At 60.5% G+C, this 23208-nt stretch carries 21 protein-coding genes; 5 read left to right on the top strand and 16 right to left on the bottom strand.

The features are described from left to right. Positions 1–262 precede the first annotated feature (262 nt). Both M9955_22310 and M9955_22305 read right to left on the bottom strand, forming a co-directional pair. Positions 263–1486: a CoA transferase gene (locus M9955_22310; protein ID MCO5084377.1), complete on the bottom strand. Its 1224-nt coding sequence runs from the start codon at positions 1484–1486 to the stop codon at positions 263–265. Further along, complete coding sequence (locus M9955_22305; protein MCO5084376.1) at positions 1483–2658, bottom strand: MaoC family dehydratase N-terminal domain-containing protein; 1176 nt, start codon at positions 2656–2658, stop codon at positions 1483–1485. The genes M9955_22310 and M9955_22305 overlap by 4 nt, the downstream gene beginning before the upstream one ends. 250 nt (positions 2659–2908) lie before the next feature. Here M9955_22305 and M9955_22300 point away from each other — a divergent pair, with 250 nt between their 5' ends. Then, on the top strand, positions 2909–3844 hold the full coding sequence (locus tag M9955_22300; GenBank protein MCO5084375.1) for an MBL fold metallo-hydrolase: 936 nt from the start codon (positions 2909–2911) through the stop codon (positions 3842–3844). Between the two features lie 7 nt (positions 3845–3851). Here the strand turns inward: M9955_22300 and M9955_22295 are convergent, their stop codons facing one another. From M9955_22295 to M9955_22230, 14 genes are all read right to left on the bottom strand, one after another. Then, positions 3852–4598 (bottom strand): GntR family transcriptional regulator, encoded by a 747-nt coding sequence (locus M9955_22295; protein ID MCO5084374.1) that lies wholly within the window; start codon positions 4596–4598, stop codon positions 3852–3854. 228 nt (positions 4599–4826) lie between these two features. Next, entirely contained in the window at positions 4827–5702 is an 876-nt protein-coding gene (locus tag M9955_22290) for a hypothetical protein (GenBank protein MCO5084373.1), read from the bottom strand. Between the two features lie 39 nt (positions 5703–5741). Continuing rightward, complete coding sequence (locus M9955_22285; protein MCO5084372.1) at positions 5742–6824, bottom strand: MBL fold metallo-hydrolase; 1083 nt, start codon at positions 6822–6824, stop codon at positions 5742–5744. Beyond that, positions 6821–7780: a PDR/VanB family oxidoreductase gene (locus M9955_22280; GenBank protein MCO5084371.1), complete on the bottom strand. Its 960-nt coding sequence runs from the start codon at positions 7778–7780 to the stop codon at positions 6821–6823. Before M9955_22280 ends, M9955_22285 begins: the two co-directional genes overlap by 4 nt. Before the next feature lie 65 nt (positions 7781–7845). Continuing rightward, a complete protein-coding gene (locus tag M9955_22275; protein ID MCO5084370.1) occupies positions 7846–9036 on the bottom strand; it encodes a cytochrome P450 in 1191 nt (396 codons plus the stop codon). 206 nt (positions 9037–9242) lie between these two features. Further along, entirely contained in the window at positions 9243–10472 is a 1230-nt protein-coding gene (locus M9955_22270; protein MCO5084369.1) for an ABC transporter substrate-binding protein, read from the bottom strand. Further along, entirely contained in the window at positions 10429–11547 is a 1119-nt protein-coding gene (locus tag M9955_22265; protein MCO5084368.1) for an ABC transporter substrate-binding protein, read from the bottom strand. Before M9955_22265 ends, M9955_22270 begins: the two co-directional genes overlap by 44 nt. Before the next feature lie 83 nt (positions 11548–11630). Beyond that, a complete protein-coding gene (locus M9955_22260; GenBank protein MCO5084367.1) occupies positions 11631–12686 on the bottom strand; it encodes a branched-chain amino acid ABC transporter permease in 1056 nt (351 codons plus the stop codon). After that, positions 12686–13558 (bottom strand): branched-chain amino acid ABC transporter permease, encoded by an 873-nt coding sequence (locus M9955_22255; protein ID MCO5084366.1) that lies wholly within the window; start codon positions 13556–13558, stop codon positions 12686–12688. The genes M9955_22260 and M9955_22255 overlap by 1 nt, the downstream gene beginning before the upstream one ends. Further along, complete coding sequence (locus M9955_22250) at positions 13555–15429, bottom strand: AMP-binding protein (GenBank protein MCO5084365.1); 1875 nt, start codon at positions 15427–15429, stop codon at positions 13555–13557. The genes M9955_22255 and M9955_22250 overlap by 4 nt, the downstream gene beginning before the upstream one ends. After that, positions 15426–16199: an ABC transporter ATP-binding protein gene (locus M9955_22245; GenBank protein MCO5084364.1), complete on the bottom strand. Its 774-nt coding sequence runs from the start codon at positions 16197–16199 to the stop codon at positions 15426–15428. The genes M9955_22250 and M9955_22245 overlap by 4 nt, the downstream gene beginning before the upstream one ends. Next, positions 16196–17050: an ABC transporter ATP-binding protein gene (locus M9955_22240; protein ID MCO5084363.1), complete on the bottom strand. Its 855-nt coding sequence runs from the start codon at positions 17048–17050 to the stop codon at positions 16196–16198. Before M9955_22240 ends, M9955_22245 begins: the two co-directional genes overlap by 4 nt. Positions 17051–17138: 88 nt before the next feature. After that, entirely contained in the window at positions 17139–17897 is a 759-nt protein-coding gene (locus tag M9955_22235) for an SDR family oxidoreductase (protein MCO5084362.1), read from the bottom strand. A 37-nt stretch (positions 17898–17934) separates the two neighbouring features. Continuing rightward, positions 17935–19368, bottom strand: a complete 1434-nt coding sequence (locus M9955_22230; protein MCO5084361.1) for an aldehyde dehydrogenase family protein — start codon at positions 19366–19368, stop codon at positions 17935–17937. Between the two features lie 315 nt (positions 19369–19683). On the opposite strand from M9955_22230, the gene M9955_22225 reads away from it, so the two are divergent. From M9955_22225 to M9955_22210, 4 genes are all read left to right on the top strand, one after another. Beyond that, on the top strand, positions 19684–20874 hold the full coding sequence (locus M9955_22225) for a CoA transferase (protein MCO5084360.1): 1191 nt from the start codon (positions 19684–19686) through the stop codon (positions 20872–20874). Continuing rightward, positions 20875–21654, top strand: coding sequence for an enoyl-CoA hydratase/isomerase family protein (locus tag M9955_22220; protein ID MCO5084359.1), 780 nt, complete (start codon positions 20875–20877; stop codon positions 21652–21654). Positions 21655–21663: 9 nt separating this feature from the next. Then, positions 21664–22437: an SDR family oxidoreductase gene (locus M9955_22215; GenBank protein ID MCO5084358.1), complete on the top strand. Its 774-nt coding sequence runs from the start codon at positions 21664–21666 to the stop codon at positions 22435–22437. An 11-nt stretch (positions 22438–22448) separates the two neighbouring features. Beyond that, positions 22449–23208 (top strand): enoyl-CoA hydratase-related protein (locus M9955_22210; protein ID MCO5084357.1); only part of this gene is annotated, 760 nt, incomplete at its 3' end.

The following is a 23208-nucleotide window of genomic DNA, read 5'->3' as shown; positions in this document are numbered from 1 at the left end:
AGAATTGATTGACCGTGATCGCCCCGCAAGCGAGCTCCAAAGAGCTGGCGCAGGGCCGATGAACGACCCACTGAATTTCTCGCGAGATGCATTGCAGATTCTGGCTCAGGGATCGGACCCATGATTTCAAACATATCTCCAGCCATGCGCCAGCAACTGCTGCGAGGGCGTCGTCCCCAGCCACACTGGAGTGTGTTGCGATGATCGGGCCGGCGCTTTTGCTTTCTCGGGACCGGCATGCGAGATCCGATTGTCGAGAAACCTAGCCTACGACGCGCTGCCGCCGCAGGTCGTCAATGGCGCTTTCGCTCCGCCCGAGAACTGTCTGCAGCACGTCCGTAGTGTGCTCCGCCAGCATCGGAGGCGGCGACACCAGCTTTCCGGGCGATCGGCTGAAGCGGAACGGAACACCCAGCAGATGGAGCTTTCCCGCGCCTGGATGCACCATTTCCTGCACCATGCCACCGGGGCCGCGATCAAGCTCGGCAAAGGCACTGGCGAGACTGTTGACCGGCGCGCAAGGCACGCCGCCTCGCTCGAAAATCTCGATCCATTCTGCTGTGGACTTCTTGAATGTGACGGCGGAAATCTCCGGAACCAGGGTCGAGCGGTTCTTCACGCGGGACTGATTGGTGGCGAACCGCTCATCTTCGCTCAATTCGGGACGTTCGAGGGCCGCACACAGTTCGCGGTAAATCTTGTTCGTGCCGGCGCTGATGACGACATGGCCGTCCGAGGTCGGAAAAGCCTGGTAGGGAACGAGTTGCGGATGCCCCGATCCCATTGGCCCCAACTCGGCTCCGCCATCCATGACCGCGACCGAATAGTTCACCAGCATGCTCATGGTGGCGTCCAGCAGCGACACGGATACTTCCTGCCCCTTTCCGGAGCGTTCACGCTCGTAGAGCGCCGCGAGGACGGCAGTGGCCAGGTAGATGCCGCCACCGAAATCCGCCAGGGATACGCCCGGACGCAATGGGTCCGTCGAACCAGTCTGCCCGGTAATCGTCATGACGCCCGAGCGCGCCTGCACCGCCACATCCATACCGGGCTTCTCGCTGAGGGGGCCGTCGCTGTAGGCAGAGATGTTTGCGTAGATCAGGCGCGGGTTGATCTTGGAAAGCTGCTCGAAGCCCAGCCCGAGACGCTTCATCACGCCCGGCCTGAAGTTCTGCACCGCGACATCGGCCCATTGCGCGAGCTCCTTGCAAAGCTCCACGCCCGCCGGCGACTTCATATCGATGCCGACGCTTTTCTTGTTCCGGTTGATGGAGAGAAAATAGTCGCCGCCCACCTTCGGGATTTCCGTGTCGAACCGGTCCGACACGTTCATGTAGCGCGTTGGATCGCCGCGGTCGGGTTTTTCGATCTTGATGACCTCGCAGCCGAGGTCGGCCAGCACCATCGTGCAATATGGGCCGGCGACTCCATGGGTGAAATCCAAAACCTTGAGGCCGGCAAGAGGGCCGAATGCAGAAGAGCTCATGATGTTACCTTGACATTGCGGGAGGGAACCTGAACCTCAGCCGTTCCACTGCAGTTCTGAATCCCTTTTTGGTTTTCTCCCCACCACTTGATCTTGACCACTGCAACGTCGCCGACGATCTCGCGGTCGGTCACTTCGCCCGTCAATTTGGTAAGGTCGCCAACAAGGTTCGGCTTGGTAACGCGGCCTTCCAGGCGGCTGACAAACCCGGCGTCGCCCGCCCAATTCGTCAACAGGTGCCCCGCCCAGTTCATCCGTTGCCAGCCTTGGTCGTAGGCGCCCGGCATGCCCACTTCGCGGGCTATGTCGATGTCGAAATGGCCCGCCGCCGGATGACATGGAACATTGGTCTGGGGGTGGTAGTAGACGTTGTTCGGATGCCGGTCGCGCTCTTCGAATGCAAGCTTGAGCACGCTGTAGACCGTCCTTCGCCCGGAATAGAATCCGACGATGTCCACCAGCGTCAGCGGCCCCTTATACAGAACGGGGAGCCGCTCTCCGACTGTGACATCCTCAAAATATAGGACGTCGCTGCCGCGGCGGAACTCCGTCCGATAGGCGTGCGCGATCTCCTCGAGCTGCTCGACGGAATATCTCGGCACCTCGGTCGAGTTCTTTTCCGCCGTATAGCGCAAGCCTGACCCGCTTCGCGCCCGGGGAATTCTGAATATCTCCCCATTGTACTTCGACACCAGTTCGCCAGCCTGGTTCGTATACAGGACTTCGCCCACCTGGCTGACGAAACGCGACACCGCGCGGCCGGATTTTTCCTTCACGTCGACCAGGCGCGCTCGCGCCGAAATGATGTCGTTGACCTTGACGGGCTTGTAGTTTTCCCAGGTTCCACCGGCGAAAATCCACTGCACGCCCGGAAGTCCCGGCGCCACGATGCCCGAATCGATCGAGTAGAGGAAAGTCGGCGGCGCGACGTTCGTGCCCCACCGCGTTCGCTTTGCGTAGTCCGCGCTGGAGAACAGAGGATTGTCGTCGCCTACGCTGTAGTGCGCCCAGCGCCGGATGTCATGCAGGGAGATTGGCTCGTAGATAGCTGGCGTATGCACATCGCGGCGCATCCAGACTCCAATCAGCCGCCTCGCTGCTTCCACCTGCTCGTCCGACAAGCCGGGCGCCTGCTTGGAACTGTCGAGAAGAGTCGCGGGCAAATGGGTCATATCGGTCCCTGCATGTACGATTTCAATCCAATATTGCATGCAAATTTGCACAACACAAGTCCTTGCACTCCCGGCTTTAATGTCGCATCCTTCGCGAGCGAAAATACTGACCGGGCGGCCGGTCGCGCCCCTTCGACGGCCTGTGTGAATTGAGATGAGTGCAAGTATAAATCGACTACAAGCGGCGTTCGCCGGAATACCTTCGGCAGGCGAGGTTCAGGAGGTCGCGCAGGGAATCGGATGGGTCCAGATGCCCCTGCCGTTCGCCCTCAGTCACGTGAACTGCTGGTTGATCGCCGACAGCGGCGGCTGGAGCATCATCGACTGCGGCATCAACGACAGCGTAACCAGAATATCCTGGAACCGAATCGCGGAAGAGGTGATCGGCAACGCTCCGGTTCATCAGATCATTGCCACGCACGGTCACACGGACCATGTCGGCGCGGCGGGCTTCTTGTGCGACGCCTTCCAGGCGGGCTTCACCTCCACCCTCGTCGAGTGGCAATCGGCCTGTCTTCGCCTCGGCAATCACAACGAGCGTCCGGCCGAACTCGCTCGATTCCTGCGCATCGGGGGTTGTGGCCCTGAAATGGAAGAAGCATTCGCGGCCGAGAGGACAAGAGTGGCGCGCTATCTGGGACGCCTCCCGGGCGCGATCCGGCGCATTCGAGACGGCCAGAGCATCACTCTCGACGGAGAGGAATGGCGGGTGATCGTGACGCGGGGCCATGCCGAAGAGCATGCTTGCTTCTACAATGAGGCGCGGCGGATTATCATAGCCGGCGACCAGGTGCTGCCGAGTATCACGCCTCTTGTTTCAGTGTTCCACTGGGCACCGGAGGAAAACCCGTTGGGCGATTTCCTGGCGTCGCTCCAGCATCTGCTGGCGTTACCCGACGATCTGCTGGTTCTTCCGGGGCATGGCAGTCCGTTTTACGGGCTGCATCATCGAATCCATGCCATGGTCGAGCACCATCAGAGGCGTCTCGCGGCGACGTTGGAGTTGATGCGAGTCCCGGCCACGGCATTCGAAATCTCGAACCTCCTTTTTCCGACCGCGCGAGGCAAAGGACAGGAGCGGTTGGCGCTGGGCGAGACCCTCGCCCATCTCAACCACCTCGTCACTCTTGGAGAGGCGACCTACGAGGCGGCAGCCGAGGGACCGCGTTTCTATCGTCTCGTTTGACCTCTTGTCACCGCGCCGAGGCGCGCTTTCCCGGCGACAGGCCGGCATCCCTGCGTCCACCCGAGATCTCGAAGCTTTGCAGGTGCTGGATCAGCCTGTCGCAGGCGCCGCGAATGTGAGCCTGCAATATCGAGACGGCGGCCTTGTCGCCCTTCTCCAGGGCGTCAAGCAGCGTGAGATGATCCTCGTACGGTCCCCTTCCCGTCGGATCGGAGACACCTTCCAGACGGCGTTTGAGGATGACTTTTTCGAAAATGGCTTCGAGCGATGCAACTAGGTAGGCGTTGCCGGTCAGCGATGCCAACTGCACATGGAAGTCGCGATCGACGCGTAGCCGCTCATACGTCAGATTGGCATCGATGAGCTTGCCGTAGTGTGCGTTGGTTGCTTTCAGCACGGCGAGTTCCCGCTTGCTCAACCCCCTCTCGACAAGGTGCTCAATCTGGTAGACTTCAAGTGCTTCGCGGGTCTGATACAGATGTATCACCTCATCCAGACCGATTTCCGCGACGAAGAAGCCGCGCCGGGGAATCCGGACGACGTACCCCTCCTGGAACAATCGCTCTAGCGCCTCACGGACGGGCGTGCGCGACACGCCCAGCATCTCAGCTAGCCCTTGGTGAGTTAGCTTGACGCCAGGCTTCAAGTGCCTGTCCAGAATCTCAGCCTTGAGTTGGTCATAGACCGAGGGCGCTGCCAGGTTGCTCGCCTTCGGCGAACGTCCATTTACTGATCTTCGGGCGCCCTTGGGCATGTGCTGCTCCGATTCTTCGCAGGCGTTCAGTGCTAGTTGGTGCAAACTGCATGAAAAAGGCAATCCAATATGCGCGTACAGTCCCCAAAATCATTGGCCTATCGCCGCCTCCGCAACGAATAACGGGCGATTGCGCGCTGCACCGCGAGGGGTTTGGAGGAGGGAGGAAGCGCAGACGAGCGATCGAGGCTGATGCCGCCGACGGACATATGCCTTTGAGATAGCCCTCTATCGGGACTCGACCGTCAGCATCAGGTTTCTCCAGTATCGACGCGCTTGCCTGCCACTGCTTTCTTTTAGCGCTTCCAATTCGCGGGCGGCCTGCTGCGCCCGCCGATCATCGAAAAGAAGCTCCTTCGGCAGAGCTGGATCGATAAATGGAATTTGCTGCCATTCATGCACAAGCGCGAAATGAGCGGCAAACATTTCGCGGTCGGTGCCGGGATCTATTCTCCCGAAGCGTTCCAGCAGGCGATCATAGATAGCGAGGATTTCGTCGTGATCCCAGGCGGATCGTACGATAGTCTCCAGATCCTGGCCCGCCTTGAGCGAATGGGAGGAGAAAACATAAGCGCGATCGCTGATTCCAAATCGTTCGAGTATCCGCCTCGTCTCGTCCACGCGCCGCGAGTGAGGGTTGATCCACAGACCGGGCGTCGGTGTTCCGAATCCTGCCCATCTCAGCGCCTTGTAGAGCTTGGATCGCACCCCGCGATGCGATTCGGGCAGGCTCAGATACAAGACCATCCAGCGCTCGTCCCAAGGCTGAGGTTCCTGCCCGATTGACTTCACGCGCTCCAATCCTTCGTTCATGGATTGTTGGATCCGCCCCGTCAGCTGCCAGGCGACGCGGCGGCCTTCGCGATGCCCCTCGATCCAGCCGGAAGCGTTGGCGCGATTGATCGCCTGCCGCCCCGCTTTTTCGGATACGTCGAGGGCAGTCAGTGCCTCGAGGATTGTCGCTGTCCATACCGGGCGCTGTTCGGGAAAGACATATTCGCCCAAAATCGTGAAGAGCAATGCCTTCGCGCTGACCGACGTGGCCGACGTGGCCGGGGTCCCTTCTTCGTCGCTCTCTTCCCGAATCTCTCCCGCAACAGCCATCAAAACCTTCCCCGAGCCGAAATGCGCCGCCGCCCTGTGTCAGTGCATGGAAATGGCACTTGGGTTCAGGGAATTGGTCCGCGCGAATTGTATGGCACTATCCCCTGTGCGTCTGGTGTCGAGTTCCCCGTGTGCAGCCAGATAGTGCATATGCGCGAGGACCTCGCCAAAGGCAAATCCAACGGACATTTGGCCCTTCGCCCAAGGGAAAAGAACCGGGATGATGTCGCCGACGCTTCTGCCTTCATCGCCGCAGAAGCTTTTTATGACCGTGCATCTTTCCTCGTGATGCCGACGGATCGACAGGGCGCGCGCGGCAGCATCTTTGAAGGGCATCTGATGTCCGCCCAGAACCAGAGTCGCGTCCGAAATCTGAACCGGAACCGACGCGAGGAAGGACAGATAGTCATCGAGCGGGTTTTCGTCGGCGTTCTCCGCCCATACGCCGATCAGCGGCGTGATGCTGCTCAGAATTTGGTCGCCGCTGAAGCAGACTGTCCCGTCCAGTGCGAGATAAAGCATGCCGCATGGCGAATGCCCGCGTCCGATGATGACGGCGAACTGGCGCCCGCCTATGTCGACTACCCCGGACGAGGCCAAATGCCGGATGTCTGCGGGCAATTCATCCACAAAGCCGGCATACCGGTGGTCCTGCATGGACAAGGCATCTGCTGCCTCGCCCGCCAGTCCATGCAAGCGATAGAACGCGGCGTTGCGGCTTGCCTCGGCCGGGTCGAATGATCTCAACATGTGACGTAGCCTGTTGAGCTCGCCCGCGTTCGAGTAGGTAACCGCGTCGAAACGCCTGGAGAGCCAGCCCGCAGCGCCAATATGGTCAGGGTGGGCGTGGGTCGTCAGGATGCGGGTGATCCTGGTTCCACGCAGCGGTCCGTTGAGCAATGCATGCCATTGCTGAGATCCGATCTCGCTGCCGACGCCCGTGTCGACGAGAGTCCATCCCCCGTAATCCTCAACGAGATAGCAATTGACGTGGTCCAGCGCGAATGGCTGATCGACCCGCAACCACAGGATGCCGGGCAGGATTTCGACAGGTTCAAGGCTGGCGGGCGGCTCGATTTCGCCAAGGTCCCGGCCCGCCCTGTAGCGCCTTATCCTGCTCAAAGGTCCAATACCAGCTTCGGCGTCTTGGAACGGGAACAGCAGATCATCATTTTTTTGTTTGCGTCCCGTTCGTGCCTCGAAAGCACGAGATCCTGATGATCCGGAATGCCTTCGATCACGACTGTCTCGCAAGACCCGCACACCCCCTCTTCGCAGGAGAACGCCACATCGGCGCCGGCATCGATGGCCGCCTGCAGGATCGTCTCGCCCTCATGCACCTGGACCGTTTTTCCAAGGCGACGGAACTCCACCTCGAAGCTGCCGGCGGTCGACAGCGGCGCATCGCTCGAAAAACGCTCCAGATGCGCGCTGTCGGCGGGAAAACCTCCGGTCAGAGACTCGAATGCTTCGATCATGCCCGAAGGACCACAGCAGTAATAATGAGAACCGGCTCGATACGTGCCAAGGATAGGCCCAAGATCCATGATCAATCCGTCATGTTCATCGTCGGAATGGAAATGGATGCGTCCCCTTTCCTTCTCCTCCAATGCTTTAAGCTCCGCCAGGAAAGCTGCCCGCCGACGCGTTGGGGAAGAATAGTGAAGCTCCCACGACCGCTTCAGCTTCTCGAGTCGCTGTATCATCGCGAAGATCGGCGTGATTCCGATCCCTCCGGCGACAAACACCGAGTGGTCGGCATCCTCGATCAACTGGAAATTGTTGCGCGGAGGGCGGATCTGTACCTCATCCCCGGTTTGCAGTGTTCGATGCGCAGTCACCGAACCGCCTTTGCCGTCATCCTGCCTTCTGATGGCAATGACATAACGGCCTCCATTCTCGTCGAGGTTGCACAGCGAGTAGCTGCGCACCAGATCCGGCCCAAGAACGACATCGATATGTGAGCCTGGAGAAAATACAGGCAGGGTTGCGCCGGGCATGGGCCTGAGGTCGAAAAGCCGTACCCCGTCGGCTATGTCTTCCAACGTGTGCAATCTCGTGCGGATCTGGTCTGTCATGTCATCACCAATCGCGTTTCCGGACGCAAGCCTAGGAATCTCCGTTTCCTGGCTGCACGGCGCACCTATGCTGAAACCTTGAACACAACGCTTTCAGGTCCCCGAACCTGCCCTTGGGCCCATTCGACGCCGGGCTCGACGAGCTCGAATTCCGGCATGATCTTCAGCCATTCCTCGATCGCGATATTGAGTTCGGCCCGAGCCAGATGCGCACCGGCGCATCTGTGGGTTCCGGTGCCGAACGCGATATGACGGTTGCGTCGCCTGTCGATCTTGATCGTGTCAGGCTCGTCAAATATCTCGGGATCGCGGTTGGCGGCCGCAAGCGGCAGGATCACGCGGTCATTTGCGTGGACGCACCGGCCATGAACTTCCACATCCGTGGTGGCTATGCGCGCGACCGTCACGGGAGCAAAGACCCGCAGAAACTCTTCCACCGCAGACTTTATAAGCGCAGGATCGGCAACAAGCTTGGCGCGATCCAGCGGATTGGATGCTAGGTGAAGCAGGCTTGCGGCGATAGTGCTCCAAGTGCTGTCAGCACCGGCAATGACAAACTCGAGCAGAGTTCCCAGCATATGTTTGCGGTCGATTGGTACGCCATCTATCACGGCATTCGCCATTCCGCTGATGACGTCCCTGCCATCCTTCCCACGACGGGCGGCAATCATCTCGTCTAGGTATGCCATGATCTCTAGAAGAGTATCGCGACGAACTACCTGATCGGTAGGCCCTACGCGCAGGATGCGCGTTGCCCAGTCAGCAAACTGGTCCTCCATGTCCGGTGGCAGATTCATGATCTTGTGCAAGACAGAAAGCGCCAGCGGCCGGGCGAATTCGCTTGCGGCATCCCCTCCTCCCTTTGAGGCAAGCTTTGCCGCCAAACGGACCGCGGTTTGACGGATGAAAGGCTCCAGTTCCTTCACGGCTCCTGGTGAAAGGAAAGGATCGATGAGCGCCCTGTGCGCGGGATGCTCGGACACGGGAGAGGTGATCGGCGGCATCATCAGGCCGCGACCCGGCGCCGGTATTTCTCCGGCTACCTCCACCGCGCGGGAGGAGTATGTCTCCGGATTCTGGATGACGTCATAGATGTCTTGATAGCGGACCAGCATCCACGAGCCGCCCCATTTCTCAGTGCGGGAGATCGGGCAGCGGCTTTGCGCAAGGTCGCCCCAATAGTCGGCCGGTCTGTTCCGATAGCCTTCTGAAAAAATGTCGTACCCGTCCAGGCTCTCAGTGGCGTTGTCGCTCATTGCGCCGCTTCCTTGTTATCAAGCATCTGCGCTATACATACCTCAAATATGAAAACATTGTCTATAACAATGTAGCATATAGAGTCAGGTTTCGGCTTGTCGGGCGACTTCAGTGACTTCCGTACTCTCGCAGGCCATGCCCCAAGGCAGACAAAATGCAACTGCCCGCCGGAAATGGCCGGCGGGCAGCCAGGGAGGGTGCTCTCTTAGTTTGGCAAGGGAACGAATTTGCCGTCGCGGATGATGAGCGGCGCGCCCTTGGTGGTCGCAAGATGATTGTCCGGGCTGAAGCTGACGGGCTCGGTTACGCCGGTTTCGAAGCCTTTCATCACTTCCAACTTCTCGATCGCGCACGCGCGAGTGAGGTCCTTGCCGCATTGACGCATCGCTTCGATGAACACCTTCATCGTCGCGTAACCGGTGATGGAGTAGCGATTCATCTTCGCAATGTCTTCCTGCGGCAGATGCTTCGCGGCAAGTGCCCGGAAGTCCGCGAGCGAATCGTCCTCCAGTGACGGCACGTAATCATAGAGATGAAGCCGGTCGCCATTGGCGCCGACGAGGCCCAGCATCGGCTTCAAGTGGCTGATCCAGAGTGTCGCGAATATGGCGTCCATGCCTAGTTTGTCTGCCTCTGACATCATCGTCGCCACGTCGGACGGAAGCACTCCCACGAAGAGAGCTGTCGCGCCCGCTTCCCTCGCCTTGAGCACCTCCACCGAGAAATCGGTCTGGCCGGAGCGGAAACGCTGGGTGAGCACCGGCGCTTGCCCGGCTTCTTCGAGCGCCGACAGGAACCCGCGCTCATGATCGATGCCCGTTTCATCCTCTCGGGTGATCGATGCCCATTTCCTGTCGGGATACTTCGCTATCAAGGCCTTCATGAGGTCGTGCGCGCCGTCGCGATAACCCATGCCAATCGAGAAATGAGTCCTTGGTCCGGCCTTGATAGGCTCGAGACTGGCCATGAGCGGATTGATCGACGGTATGCCCTGCTCCTCGAGCATGGGAAGGATGGCAAGCCAATTGGAACTGCTCGACGCCTCCGTGATTGCGAAGACGTCATCCTGCTCGATCAGCTTGTTGACCGCCTGGACGGTCCGGGCCGGTACATATTCATCGTCCTCGGCGATGATGCGGATCTGCCGTCCGTCAATGCCGCCGGCGGCATTGGCTTCCGCTACGGCGATACGCTCGCCGAGCAATCCGGCATAGGCGAGCGCGCCCGGCCCGCCGGTGAACGCCAGGCTTGCGCCGAGGACGACCTCGGTGTCGGTGACCCCGGATTCGGCCAAGGACGCGGATGGCAGGCCGAGCGCGACCAACAGGGTTGTGACTGCGATTGCTCGTGTAATGTTCATTGACAATTCCTCCAGAACAGATGGACGTCGATCAGTCGGCGGCAAGCGGCACGAACTGCCCGGCCTTGGCGTCAATTACTAATGGCGCGCCCGCGACCGGGGCCAGATGTGCATCGGGTTTCCAGGTGATCTTGCCCATCACACCCGTGTCAAAGTCCGTCAGCTTGTTGAGTTCCGCGAGCGCACAGACACGGCTCAGATCACGTCCGCAACGGTTCATCGCCTCGATGAATGCCTTCATCGTGGCATAGCCGGTCACGGAATAGCGGTTGATACGTCCCTGATCTTCCGCCGAGAGATGCGCCTTGGCGAGAGCGTGGAAATTGTCCAGCTTCGGATCAGTCATGGACGGCACGAAATCGTAGAGGACGAGGTCTCCCGCGTCTTCGCGCAGAAGGTTCAGCGTTGGCTCATTGTGGCTGAGCCACAGGGTCGCGACCTTGGCCTTCATGTCGAGCTTGCGGATCTCCTTCAGGACGCCCGCATCGACCGTCGGCAAGCCGCCGATAAAGACACCTGTCGCGCCAGCCTGCTGCATGCGCAGGACTTCGGCCGAAAAATCGGTCTGTGTCCGGTTTACGCGCATCTGCGCAACGACATCGAGGCCGAGATTCTTCGCCGCCTCGTTGAAACCGACCTCGCGGTCGATTCCCGATTCATCCTCCTGGACGATGGAAACCCATTTGAGATCCGAATTGCGCTTCGCCATGATCGTCATGACTTCCCTGGCCCCGTCCCGGTAGCTGGTGCCGATGCCGAAATGGGTCGACGGCCCGGCTTCGAACGGCTTCATGCTGGCCAGCAGCGGATTGATGTTCGGAATGCCGTCTCCCTCCAGGGTAGGCATGATGGCCAGCCAGTGCGAACTGCCGGAACCAGCGATCAGCGCGAAGATCTGGTCGACCTCCATCAGTTTGTTGAAGGCTTGCACCGTCCGGGCCGGGACATACTCGTCGTCTTCCGCGATCACCGTGATCTTGCGACCGTTGATTCCGCCTGCGGCATTCGCCTCCTCTATGGCTATGCGCTCGCCCAAGAAGGCGCCGTAGCCCAGCGCGCCTGCTGGCCCGGTGAAGGGCATGATGGCGCCGACCACAATCTCGTCATCCTTGATGCCAGGATCAGCCGCCGCGGCTGACAGAACCAACATCCAGGAAGATGCAACACATAGTGCAATTTTACATGCAATTCGATTCATGACTTCTCCTCCATTTGTATTATGTTATCTCGCGGCTAACCTCTTGCCTTGCCAAGAGGCCATTCGGACCAGAACCGTTTGACCACTGCCCATCGGGCCGCGAGACCGTCCGGCTCGTAGCGCAGGAACAGGATGATCATAACAGCGTATATTATGCCTTTGATCTCCTGCGAGTTCGCGGCCGGCAGCACGAATACCGACCGGAACATCGTGTTCATCAGCCACCGGCTGACATCCGGAAGAATCGTTATGATAATGGCGCCAAGGATCGCGCCCCTGACGCTCCCGAGCCCGCCGACCAAGATCATCGCTACAGCCTCCACGCTGACGAAGAGCGTGAAGCCATCGATGTTGATGTAGCGGACATAGAGTCCAGAAAGGCCTCCGGCGACGCCGGTCAGGAACGCGCTGACCGCGAATGCGGAAAGCTTGTAGTGGACGAGGTTGATGCCCATCATCCGCGCTGCCGTATCATAGTCGCGGATTGCCTTCCATGCGCGGCCAACCCTGCTGCGCAGGAGATTGAGCGCGCCGAATATAGTCAGCACCAGCACGCCAAGCGCCAAATAGTAGATCGAGACCGTGGATCGCACCGGATAGCCGAACACGGTGGTTCGCGTGACTGCCTTGCCGATTGAACCGCCGGTCAGCCATTCCGCCTCAACGATGAGCTGGGTGACGATGATCGAGAACGCCAGCGTGGTGATCGCCAGATAGAGCCCTTTCAGCCGCAGCGACGGGATCCCCACCAACAGGCTCGAAGCTGCGGAGACCAACCCCGCGATGACGAGAGTCGGGACGAGGTCGAGGCCGTAGTCGGTCGTGAGGATTGCCGTTGTATAGGCGCCGATTGCGAGGAACCCCGCATGGCCGAGCGAGATCAGCCCGGCGCTGCCGGTGACGATATTGAGCCCGATCGCGCCTACGGATGCAGAGAGGATCAGTAGCACGAAAGTGCTGACATAGGCCGGCCCGACCAAGGGCAGCGCAATCAGTGCGGCCAGCAATCCGGCATACCAGGTCCAACTGCTGGAATAGGGCAGCAGGCGAGTCAGTTCGCCATAGGTTTGCTTGAAGGTTCTGGTACGCATCACACCCGCTCGATCTGGCGTTCGCCAAAAAGACCGTAGGGTCGGAACATCAGGACGATCAGGACGACGACAAAGCCGGCGATCTCCTTGTAGCCCGAGCCGATGTAACCCCCGGCCAAATTCTCTACGACCCCGATGATGATGCCCCCGATTCCTGCGCCGAGCACGGAGTCCAGCCCGCCGAGGATGGCTGCGGGAAACGCCCTCGTCCCGATCGATCCGATACTCGGACCGAGGTGATAGATATCCGCATAAAGAACGCCGGCCATGCCGGAGATGACCGCTGAGATCACCCAAGCGATGGAGTAGAGGCGCTTGACCGAGATGCCCATCAGCATGGTGACGGCGGGATCGGAAGCGGTGGCGCGCAAGGCGATGCCGGCAATCGTGTATTTGAGGAATGCCCACAGCCCGATGCAGGTCGCAAAGAAGATCGCGAGCAGCACGAGTTGGGAGACTAAGAAGGTGATGCCGAAGATCGATATCATCTCTCCGCCGACCGCAATCGGATATCGATGCGAGTCCGTGTCCCAGAACAAGCCTACGAAGGCGCGCACAAAAACAGCAAGTGCGATTGTGAGCATGACGATCGAGAAGGTCGATCGTCCCAGCATCGGCCTGACGATGACCCTCTCGATGAGAGCCCCTGTCACGATCGACGCGGCGACAATCGTAACGATCTGAATGTATATGCTGCCGTCGGTGACCAGCGCCACCGAATAGGCGATATAGGCCACTAGCATCATCATCTCGCCCTGGGCGAAGTTGATGACTCGGCTTACCTTGTAGATCAGGGCGAAGGCGATCGCCACCAGCCCGTAGAGCGCCCCGACCAACACGCCGTAGATGAGCAAAGTCCAAAAGTAGCTCATGCTGGGATCCCGTCATATATGCGCGCGATTTCCTCGGCGAATTTCTTCTCGATGATCGTCCGCTTGACCTTTTGAGTGGCGGTCAGTTCGCCGTCGTCATGATCGAGCTCCTTCTGAAGAATCTCGAACTTGCGGATATTCTCGACACGCGCGAAACGTTTGTTCGCGCGATCCACGTCCTTGGCGATCAGCTTGCGTATTTCCGGATGGACGGCCAGCGACCTGTAGGTGGTGTACGGAATCTGGTTCTGCTGTGCCCAGTGTCCGACCGTATCGATGTCGAGGACGATCAGTGCCGACAGGAACTTCCGGCCATCGCCGACGATGATTGCCTCCTTGACATAGATCGACTCGCGGAGCGCATTCTCGATCTCGGAGGGGGCGATGTTCTTGCCGCCGCTCGTGATGATGATTTCCTTCTTGCGGTCGATGATGCGGATTTCCTTCTCGGTAGCAAATTCGGCGATGTCGCCGCTTCTCAGCCATTGCTCGGTATCGAAGGTCCGTTCTGTCGCCTCGGGGTCCTTCAGGTACCCGGCGAACACGGACGGCCCTTTGATCAATACTTCTCCGTCCTCGGCGAGCTTGAATGAAAAGCCCGGCAGCGGAATGCCGACGCATCCGTTCATGCAGGCGCTGTCGTCCTGCATGAACGTCAGCCCGCCGCTTTCGGTCAGACCATAGACCTGCCGGACCGGCAGGCCGAGGATCTGGAAGAATTTGAGCGTCTCGGGGGACACGGGTGCTGCGCCGCACATCCTGACCTGGGTGTGGCTTATGCCGAGATAGCGAGCGACGGGCCTGAAGAACGTCAGCCACATCGCGAAGTATTCGAGCTTCTCGAAGAACCCCATCTTGCCCGGTGCACCCGAGGCCTGCGGTCGCGCATAGCGCTTCTCGAGCCGAGCATAGGCACGGGCGAACATCTGGTCGAAGCACCACCGGACCAACGGCGGCGAAAGCTGCGACTTGACCAGTACCGACTGCTGCATCTTCTCCCAGATTCTCGGCACGCCGAGGAAAACGCTCGGCCCGATCTCGCGAATGTCAATGTGGACGGTGTCGATCGACTCGGCGAAGTTCACGACGCCGCCGGTTCTGAGATGCATGGCGATGGAGAAGATCCGTTCCGCCAGATGGCAAAGCGGCAGATAGCAGAGCACGGTGTAGTTGCTCTGGTTGAGGCCGAGCTTCCCGACGGCGACGTCGGCCGTGTAGAGCGCGCCGCGATGCGTCCCTTGCGCTCCCTTGGGAGGGCCGGTGGTCCCCGACGTGTAGACAATGACGTTCACGTCGAAGGGCGAGATCTCGCTCAGGCAGCGACGCCACCACGCGGTCATCTCCTCCAGGGGGACTGCGTCCGCCATCTCGCAGACGGCATCGAAAGAAATAATGCGCGGGTCCGTGGCCTGGCGCATCCCCTTCATATCGACGCATACGATATGTTCGATTGTCGGCACGCCATCCGGCCCGTTGGGCAGATCCAGGACCTTGTCGACCTGTTCCTGGTCGCCGCAAACGATCAGACGGCATTCCGAATGCCGCACGATGTAGCCGAGCTCATAGGATGGATTGGTCGGATATATGCCGACGACGACGCCTCCTATCGCCTCGGTCGCGAGGTCGCTGATCAGCCATTCCGGCGTGTCTTCGCTCGCGATCGCGACACGATCGCCCTTCTTCAGTCCGAGCGCCTGGAGGCCCCTGGCGAAACGCTGCACCCGTCGTTCGTATTCACGCCACGTCGTCGGCTTCCAGATGCCCTGATCTTTCTCCCGGAACGCCACGCGATCCGGCGTGGTCTGCGCCCAATGGGCCAGGCGTGCCGGAAATGAGGTCTCGAAAGTTGCTATGTTGACTTCAGCACTCATGCTGCCGATTTTCCAAGATAGGCGTCTATGACTGCCGGGTTGGAGGAGACTTCGGCGGGTGTTCCCGACGCGATCGGAACGCCGAAGTTCAACACATAGACCTTGTCCGAGATGTCCATGACGACGTTCATGTCATGTTCGATCATCAGGACGGCGATGCCGAATTCATCGCGCAGGTCGAGGATGAATCGGGCGATGTCTTCGGTTTCCTCTTGGTTCATGCCCGAGACCATTTCATCGACCAGGAGCAGCCGCGGTTGCGTCGCCAACGCCCGACCGAGCTCGACGCGCTTGCGCAATCCATAGGAAAGCATCGAGACGGGCTGCGAGCGGATTTCCTCGATCTCGAGAAACTCGATGATGCGCTCGACTTCCCTGCGGGCCTCGATCTCTTCGTTGCGACAGGAGCCGAAATAGAGGGCTCCGCCGAGCACCCCCGACTTCAACCGCGAATGCATGCCGACCAGCATGTTCTCGACCACCGTGCCGTGTTCGAACAACGCCAGGTTCTGAAACGTGCGGCTAACGCCGATTCCGGCCAACTGGTCCGCCCTATATGCGAGCAGATTCTTCCCGTCGAAATCGACGGACCCTGCATCTGGCGAATAGAGACGGCAGATCAGGTTGAAGAGCGTGGTCTTGCCGGCGCCGTTAGGCCCGATGACGCTGACGATTTCGCCAGGGGCGACGTCGAAGGAGGCTTGATCGACGGCGACGAGCCCGCCGAACCGTTTCGTCAGGCCCGCCACGCGGAGCAGCGGAGCGCTCACGACAACCACCTCTTGCGGCGCTTGTAGTGCTTCACGTGGCGAAGCGACTTCCGCTGCTTGGAGGCGTTCATTCCGAGGTAGAACTCCTGTATTTCCGGGCTCTCCATCAGATTCTTCGCGGGACCATCGAAAACGATGCGGCCGCGCTCCATCACATAGCCGAAGTCGGCGACACTCAGCGCAAGATTAGCATTCTGCTCAACGAGCAGGACGCTCATGTCATTGCTGCGAAGACGCACGATCGCCTCGAAGATCGAGTCCACGATCTTCGGCGCGAGACCGAGAGAGGGTTCGTCGAGCATCAGGAGGCTGGGGTTCGACATCAGGGCCCTGCCGATGGCGACCATCTGCTGCTGACCGCCGGACAGGTAGCCGGAAATGCGGTAGCGATGCTGTGTCAGTTCGGGGAACTGCTCGTACACACGCTCTAGATCAGCGCGTCGGTCAGCGGCGCTGCGGGATATGCCCCCGACCAGCAGGTTCTCCTCCACCGTTAGATTGATGAAAAGACGTCTGCCCTCCGGCACCAGAACTACGCCGGCCCGCACGACGTCGTGCGCTTCCATCCGGTCGATACGACGGTCGTCATAAGTGATTGAACCGCTTACCAGCGCGCCCTTCTCGGGAAACAGGATACGCGAGATGGCTTTGAGCGTCGTGGACTTTCCGGCGCCGTTCGAGCCTAGGAGGCATACGATCTGTCCGGGCTGAACCGCGAATGAGATGTCTCGGACCGCCTCGACAAAACTGTCGTAGAATATCTGCGCGTTGGCCACCTCGAGGCCCGATCTCGCCGCCGCGGCAGGTGCGCCACGCTCATGCCCTCTCGAAGAAGGGCCAACCTTCAACATGGAACCGCCTCACCGAACCGCGGGCTGCTCGGACGTACAGCCAACCGGATTGAAATCTCTCGCATGATCACCCTCCCTCCTCCTGCCGTCACATCATGACGGCTCCGCCGTCCACCGAGACCGTCTGCCCGGTGACGAACCTGCTGCCATCGCCTATGAGCCAGCCTATCGTACCGGCGAGGTCGCTCGGATCGAGATTTCCTTGCAGTGCCTGGATCGTTTTGACCTGCTCGAGCGCGCGCTCGGATTTGCCGCCGAAGAATTCCTTCGTGCCTTCGGTCGTCACGGCAGTCGGCGCCACCGCGTTTACACGGATCTTGTCGCGGCCCAACTCGCGCGCGAGTCCACGCGTCAAGCCGAGGACTGCGGACTTCGATGTCACATAATGCAGCATGAACGGCGTCCCGTAGGTCGCCGACATCGAGGATATGTTCACGATGCTACCGCCGCCGGCCTTGCGCAATTCCGGAACGGCCGCCTTGCAGCAATTCCAGATGCCTTTGACGTTGACCGTCATCGCCGCATCCCAATCCCCTTCCCTGAGGTCCTCGAACCGGCTGCTCTTCAGGCCGCCGTAGAGAGCCGCATTGTTGACGAGCGCATCGAGGCGGCCGAAGTGGGAGACTGCTTGGGCGACCGCTTCGCATGTGGACTCGGCATCGGTAACATCGATCCGTGCCGCGACGATGCTGCCTGGCGCGTCTCTTCCCAGCGCGACGGTATCCGCGCAGTCGTTGAGGTCGGCCGCAACCACTTTCGCGCCCGCGGCGGCGAATATCTGCGCGCACGCCTGGCCGATCCCGCGCGCCGCTCCCGTTATCAGGATAACCTTGCCGTCGATGTCCATGCAGAGTCCTTGATTGTGGTGGAGATGCAGCCCTCGGCTAGCGCGCGGTCTGCCTCACCGTGAGGTTCGTGAATTCCTTGAGGCCCCAACGGCCGTTGGAAACGCCAATTCCGCTGGCCTTGTGCCCACCGAAGGGGATGTGGGGTTCGAGGGCGAGATGCGCGTTGACATAGGCGGTGCCGCAATCGAGCTGCTCGGCAACATTTTCCGCGCGCCCTATATCCCGGCTCCACACGGAGCCGCTGAGGCCGAATTCGGTCGCATTCGCCCGGCTGATGGCTTCATCCACGGACTGATAGCGAAGGATCGGCAGCACCGGGCCAAATTGCTCTTCCCGGACGACACGCATATCGTCAGTGCAATCCGTCAGGATTGTCAGCGGATAAAAATAGCCCGGTCCCTTCCTCGCGCCGGCGCCGGCGACGACCTTCGCTCCATGATCGATCGCGTCGTCCACGAGTTCCGTTACGCGCCGCAACTGGGGTTCGTTGTTGATCGGACCCAGATGCATGCCCGCGACCATGCCGTCGCCAACCTTCACGCGCGCGGCGCGCGCGACCAGTTCGTCAACGACCGCGTCATGAATCTGGTCGGGCACGAAGAGCCGCTTGATGCCGGCGCAGATCTGGCCGCAATTGGTGAACGCGCCCCAGAAGACGCCCTTCCCAACCAGCGAAAGATCGACGTCGTCGAGCAGGATAGCCGCGTCGTTGCCGCCCAGTTCGAGTGTGAAGCGCTTGAAGTCGGAGACCGCGGACTGCGCGACCTTGCGCCCCGTCGCGACGGAGCCTGTGAAGCTGATCTTGCGGATGCCGGGATGGGAGGTCATCAGCGAACCGAGTTCGTTGCCGCCCGAGACGGCGTTGAGCACGCCTTCCGGCAGCGCCGCCGACATCAGGCGGCATGCTTCCAGCGTTGCGACCGGCGTGAAGGGAGACGGCTTCACGATCACGCTGTTGCCTGCCAGCAAGGCTGGGCCGAGAGGCATGCCCATCAGGAATACCGGATAATTCCAGGGCGTGATGATCGCAACCGGACCGAGCGGACGATATTGCACGCGCACGCGATAACGGTCGTCGTCCTGGATGATTTCATCGTCTAGCTCAATTTCCGCGGCTGCCCGGAGGCTTGCGGCCGTGTCCGCGATCTCGCGCGCCGAGGCCGGTAGTGGCTTGCCTTGCTCCAGGGTGACGAGGGTAGCCAGAAAATCCGCGTTCTCGCCAAGTATGTCCGCCATGCGCCTCAGCGCGTGACGCCGTTCAGCGATGGGCCGACGGCTCCAGATCGCAAAACCTGACGACGCCGTGCCGATGCACTCCTCCAACTGCTCCGGCGAACAGTCGGGCACGGATGTGAACTCGATGCCGGTGGCGGGATTGACGACGCCGAAAGTCGTCGGCGCGTTGACGGGCCGCCCTCCGAACGTCATGCGCGCGCCCCCGAACCCGGGCAGGGTCGACAAACCGTCCATCAACCACCTCCCACACATCCCGACAAGGGATGCGACGCAACCGCCTGAACCCGCGGCCCACGAATGGCCTGCATTTCATATGCATATTACTCTACATAGACAATGCACTTGTGTAAATATCTGTCGCGTGTAAAATCAGTCAAAAGCAGCGATTATGGCGATAATATCGCAACTTTTATCGCATCTAAGCCATTGAAATCAAAGGGTTATGCGAAAGCGAATTGCAAGTTGACAAAGAATCTTTTTGCATCCAATTTAGGATTTAATATATGAATGCGCACTCGCATTCGATCGCACAGGGAGAGTCCTTCTGAAATGACTGGTCCGCTCGCCGGCATCAAAATCGTCGAGATCGCATCGATCGTTCTCGGGCCGTTGGCAGGCCAGTATCTCGGCGACATGGGCGCCGAGGTAATAAAGGTCGAGGCCCCGGAAGGCGACGTCACCCGCGTGCAAGGCCCGCGGCGTTCGGACAAGATGTCCGCCCTGTTCCTGTCCTGCAACCGGAACAAGCGAAGCGTGGTGCTTGATCTGCGCCAGCCGGAGGGACATGCCGCTCTGGTCAAGCTACTCCAGGGGGCGGATGTCTTCATTCACTCGATCCGCACCAGGGCGGCGCAGAAATCGCAGCTCGACTACGGCTCCGTCAGGAAGATCAACGAGAACATCGTCTATTGCCATGTGAAGGGTTTTTCCGACGAAGGTGCCTACGCGGGAAAGCCGGCCTATGACGACATCATCCAGGGCCTGTCAGGATTGGCTGCGCTGCAATCGGCCATCGGCGGCGAACCCCGATACATACCGGCGATCATCGCCGACAAGCTGACGGGCGTGCATGCGGCCTATGCTGTCGCCCTCGCCCTCTATCACAAGCTCGCGACAGGCCGTGGCCAGCGCGTCGACGTTCCCATGTTCGAAACGATGGCGTCCTTCAACGCCATCGAACACCTCTGGGGCGGTTCGTTCGAGCCCGTCGAGGGCGGGTTCGGTTATCCGACCATCGCCAACGCCACGCGGCGCCCGTTCAGGACGAGGGATGGTTATCTCGCATTCCTCCCTCATACCGATCCGCACTGGGAGCGGTTCCTCACAGCCATAGGCCGGAACGATCTTCTGACCGACCGGCGCTTCGCGACTTTCCGCGGACGGCAGGAGAATGCCGACGTCATCTGGAACATGGTGAAGGAGGAACTCATAAAGCGGACGAGCAGGGAATGGCTCGATCTGCTTTGCGGGCTTGACGTCCCAATCGCATTCGTCAACTCGATCAAGGATCTCGTCGACGACCCGCATCTCAACAGCGTCAATTTCTGGACGCTGCATGAGCACCCGACCGAAGGTGTGCTGCGCATGTCGGGCCTGCCCCTGACCCTATCCGACTCGCCGGCCTCGATCCGCCGGTTGCCCCCGCGACTTGGTGAGCATACCGAGGAAGTGCTGCGTGAGCACAACTGTTCATCTGACATGATTCGGGCGGTGATGAGCCGTGTCCCACAGGAGATGTGAATGTCAAATTCCGATATACTTATCGTAGACGACAGCTCGCCCGGCGTGCGGTGTCTGACGCTGAACAGGCCGGATCGGCTCAATGCCCTCGATGGCGAGCTGACCAGGCGGCTGCTTGACACCGTCCGCAAGACCTCTGCCGATGAAACGATCAAGGTCATCGTGGTCAAGGCCACCGGTCGAGCCTTCTGCGCCGGCGCGGATTTGAAGTGGCTGAACGAGGGGACGCTCGCTGACCACCATGCCCATCTGGCTTTCCAGGATGATCTGGCCGACCTGTGCAACTCGCTCGAGGCGGCTCCACAGGTGGCCGTCGGCGCCATCCAGGGCTTTGCGCTGGCCGGCGGCCTCGAACTGGCGCTCGCCTGCGACATGCTGGTGGTCTCCGAGCGCGCCGAGATGGGCGACGAGCACATCCGCCGCAACCTGATCGCCGGCGGCGGCGGTTCGCAGCGGCTGCCGCGCAAGATCGGGCTGGCGCGAGGCCTTTATCACCTCCTCAGCGGGGCGAGGATGACTGGGCGCCAAGCGGCGGAATATGGGCTCGCCTGCGCCGCCGTTCCTACCGATCAGGTAGAAGAAAAGGCCCTGGAACTGGCCCGGTCCCTGGCAAAAACCGACGCAAAGGCGCTTGCGATGACCAAGGAACTGGTCCGTCGTGGGCTGGAGCTGCCGCTTCGCGAGGGTCTCTGGCTCGAGCGGTGGACGCAGTATCGCTACCGCAACGCCTCCGACGCCATGGACAAGGGCGTCGCCCAGTTCGCCGAGAAGCGGGCATAGTAGCGCGCCATGAACATCGATCTCAGCGGCAAGACCGCCGTCGTGACGGGCGGAGCGTCGAACATCGGGCGCTCCATCTCCATCACGCTGGCGGAGGCCGGCGCCGAAGTGGTCATCCTCGACCGCGATGGCGAACAGGCAGGCCGGACGGCCTCGATCCATCCCGACCGGATGTCCCATATTGCTTTCGATCTCATGGACGAAGCCGCGCTGGCACGAGCCGTCGACGAGTTGAAGGCCCGAGGCAAAGGGATAGACCTTCTGGTCAGCAATGCGGGTTGGGTGAACACCCTGCCATTTCTGGACAAAAAGCCTGCGGAAATGGTGTTTGAGCTCCAGCTCAATCTTCACGTGCCGATCGCGCTCACGCGGCTAGTGCTGCCTATCATGGTCGAGCGCAAATACGGGCGCATCGTCTACATCTCGTCCGACGCCGCGCGTGGCGGTCAGCGGGGCCAGGCGGTCTATTCGGCCGCCAAGGGCGGTGTCCTGAGCTTTGCTCGCACATTGTCGCAGGAGGTCGGCAAGTACGGCATCACGGTGAATTCCGTCACGCCGGCCATGATCGTCCCGCAGTCGCCTGAGGATATCGGCGCCGAAAGCATGCAGAATGCGCGCGACCGCCCGCCGGAGATGATGGCGAAGATCGTCCGCGCCTACCCTGTCGGCCGGGTAGGAAAAGGAAGCGACATAGCGCATGCGGTCGCATTTCTCTGCAGCGATCAGGCTGAGTTCATCACGGGGCAGACACTGGCGGTAAACGGCGGCTTTCTGACCGTCTAGGAGAGAATCAAATGGCAGAAATTGCAAAAGTGACGTGGTCGGATTGGGAAGTACCGGCTGGCCTGCCCGAACTGAAGGAAGTTCTCTACGAACGCTGCACCCGGTCCACCGGTGGTTCAGTCGCGCGCATCTCGATCAATCGTCCGCAGGTGCTGAATGCGGTTACCTCTTTCACCATGAAGGAGTTGATGATCGCGGTCGACGTCGCGAACCGTGATCCGAGCGTCGGCGTGGTCGTGCTTCAGGGAAGCGGCGATCGCGCGTTCTGCAGCGGCGGCGACGTGAAGTGGGAAGGCGAGCGGACCACCGCCGACTGGTTCTTCGACGTGCCCCCGAACCATGTCGTCCGCTTTTCATCGAAGCCCGTGATTGCGGCTGTCCGCGGCTACGCGATCGGCGGCGGCAACCATCTCGCCTATACCTGCGACCTTACGATCGCCGCCGACAACGCGGTGTTCGGACAGATCGGGTCACGGCACGGGAGTCCGGCCGATGGCTACATGGTGCGCTATCTCGTTCGCGTTATTGGCGCCAAGCGCGCCAGAGAGATGTGGCTTACCCGCAGGCGGATCAGCGCCCAGCAGGCGCTTGAATGGGGCCTGGTCAATGCCGTCGTTCCTCTCGACCAGCATGAGGCGGAAGTTCTCAAATGGTGCGACTACGTGCTGGACGGCAGCCCGACCTGCGTGCGCATCCTGAAGGCGGTCTTCGACCTCGAGATCGATGAGATGGCGGGTGATGTGCGGCGCTACGCTCATTTGATTTCCCCCA

Source organism: Rhizobiaceae bacterium, from assembly GCA_023953845.1.
Lineage (GTDB): Bacteria > Pseudomonadota > Alphaproteobacteria > Rhizobiales > Rhizobiaceae > Arvimicrobium.
Note: the sequence above shows the minus strand (reverse complement) of the source record. Positions and strands in the feature narration are given on the sequence as shown.

Bases quoted from the DNA above. Each gene is read 5' to 3' on its own strand.
- M9955_22220 (MCO5084359.1), top strand. From the start codon at position 20,875: ATGTCAAATTCCGATATACTTATCGTAGACGACAGCTCGCCCGGCGTG.
- M9955_22260 (MCO5084367.1), bottom strand. From the start codon at position 12,686: ATGCGTACCAGAACCTTCAAGCAAACCTATGGCGAACTGACTCGCCTG.
- M9955_22310 (MCO5084377.1), bottom strand. From the start codon at position 1,486: ATGAGCTCTTCTGCATTCGGCCCTCTTGCCGGCCTCAAGGTTTTGGAT.
- M9955_22280 (MCO5084371.1), bottom strand. From the start codon at position 7,780: ATGACAGACCAGATCCGCACGAGATTGCACACGTTGGAAGACATAGCC.
- M9955_22250 (MCO5084365.1), bottom strand. From the start codon at position 15,429: ATGAGTGCTGAAGTCAACATAGCAACTTTCGAGACCTCATTTCCGGCA.
- M9955_22240 (MCO5084363.1), bottom strand. From the start codon at position 17,050: ATGTTGAAGGTTGGCCCTTCTTCGAGAGGGCATGAGCGTGGCGCACCT.
- M9955_22265 (MCO5084368.1), bottom strand. From the start codon at position 11,547: ATGTTGGTTCTGTCAGCCGCGGCGGCTGATCCTGGCATCAAGGATGAC.
- M9955_22290 (MCO5084373.1), bottom strand. From the start codon at position 5,702: ATGGCTGTTGCGGGAGAGATTCGGGAAGAGAGCGACGAAGAAGGGACC.
- M9955_22230 (MCO5084361.1), bottom strand. From the start codon at position 19,368: ATGGACGGTTTGTCGACCCTGCCCGGGTTCGGGGGCGCGCGCATGACG.
- M9955_22225 (MCO5084360.1), top strand. From the start codon at position 19,684: ATGACTGGTCCGCTCGCCGGCATCAAAATCGTCGAGATCGCATCGATC.
- M9955_22305 (MCO5084376.1), bottom strand. From the start codon at position 2,658: ATGACCCATTTGCCCGCGACTCTTCTCGACAGTTCCAAGCAGGCGCCC.
- M9955_22235 (MCO5084362.1), bottom strand. From the start codon at position 17,897: ATGGACATCGACGGCAAGGTTATCCTGATAACGGGAGCGGCGCGCGGG.
- M9955_22295 (MCO5084374.1), bottom strand. From the start codon at position 4,598: ATGCCCAAGGGCGCCCGAAGATCAGTAAATGGACGTTCGCCGAAGGCG.
- M9955_22215 (MCO5084358.1), top strand. From the start codon at position 21,664: ATGAACATCGATCTCAGCGGCAAGACCGCCGTCGTGACGGGCGGAGCG.
- M9955_22300 (MCO5084375.1), top strand. From the start codon at position 2,909: ATGCCCCTGCCGTTCGCCCTCAGTCACGTGAACTGCTGGTTGATCGCC.
- M9955_22275 (MCO5084370.1), bottom strand. From the start codon at position 9,036: ATGAGCGACAACGCCACTGAGAGCCTGGACGGGTACGACATTTTTTCA.
- M9955_22255 (MCO5084366.1), bottom strand. From the start codon at position 13,558: ATGAGCTACTTTTGGACTTTGCTCATCTACGGCGTGTTGGTCGGGGCG.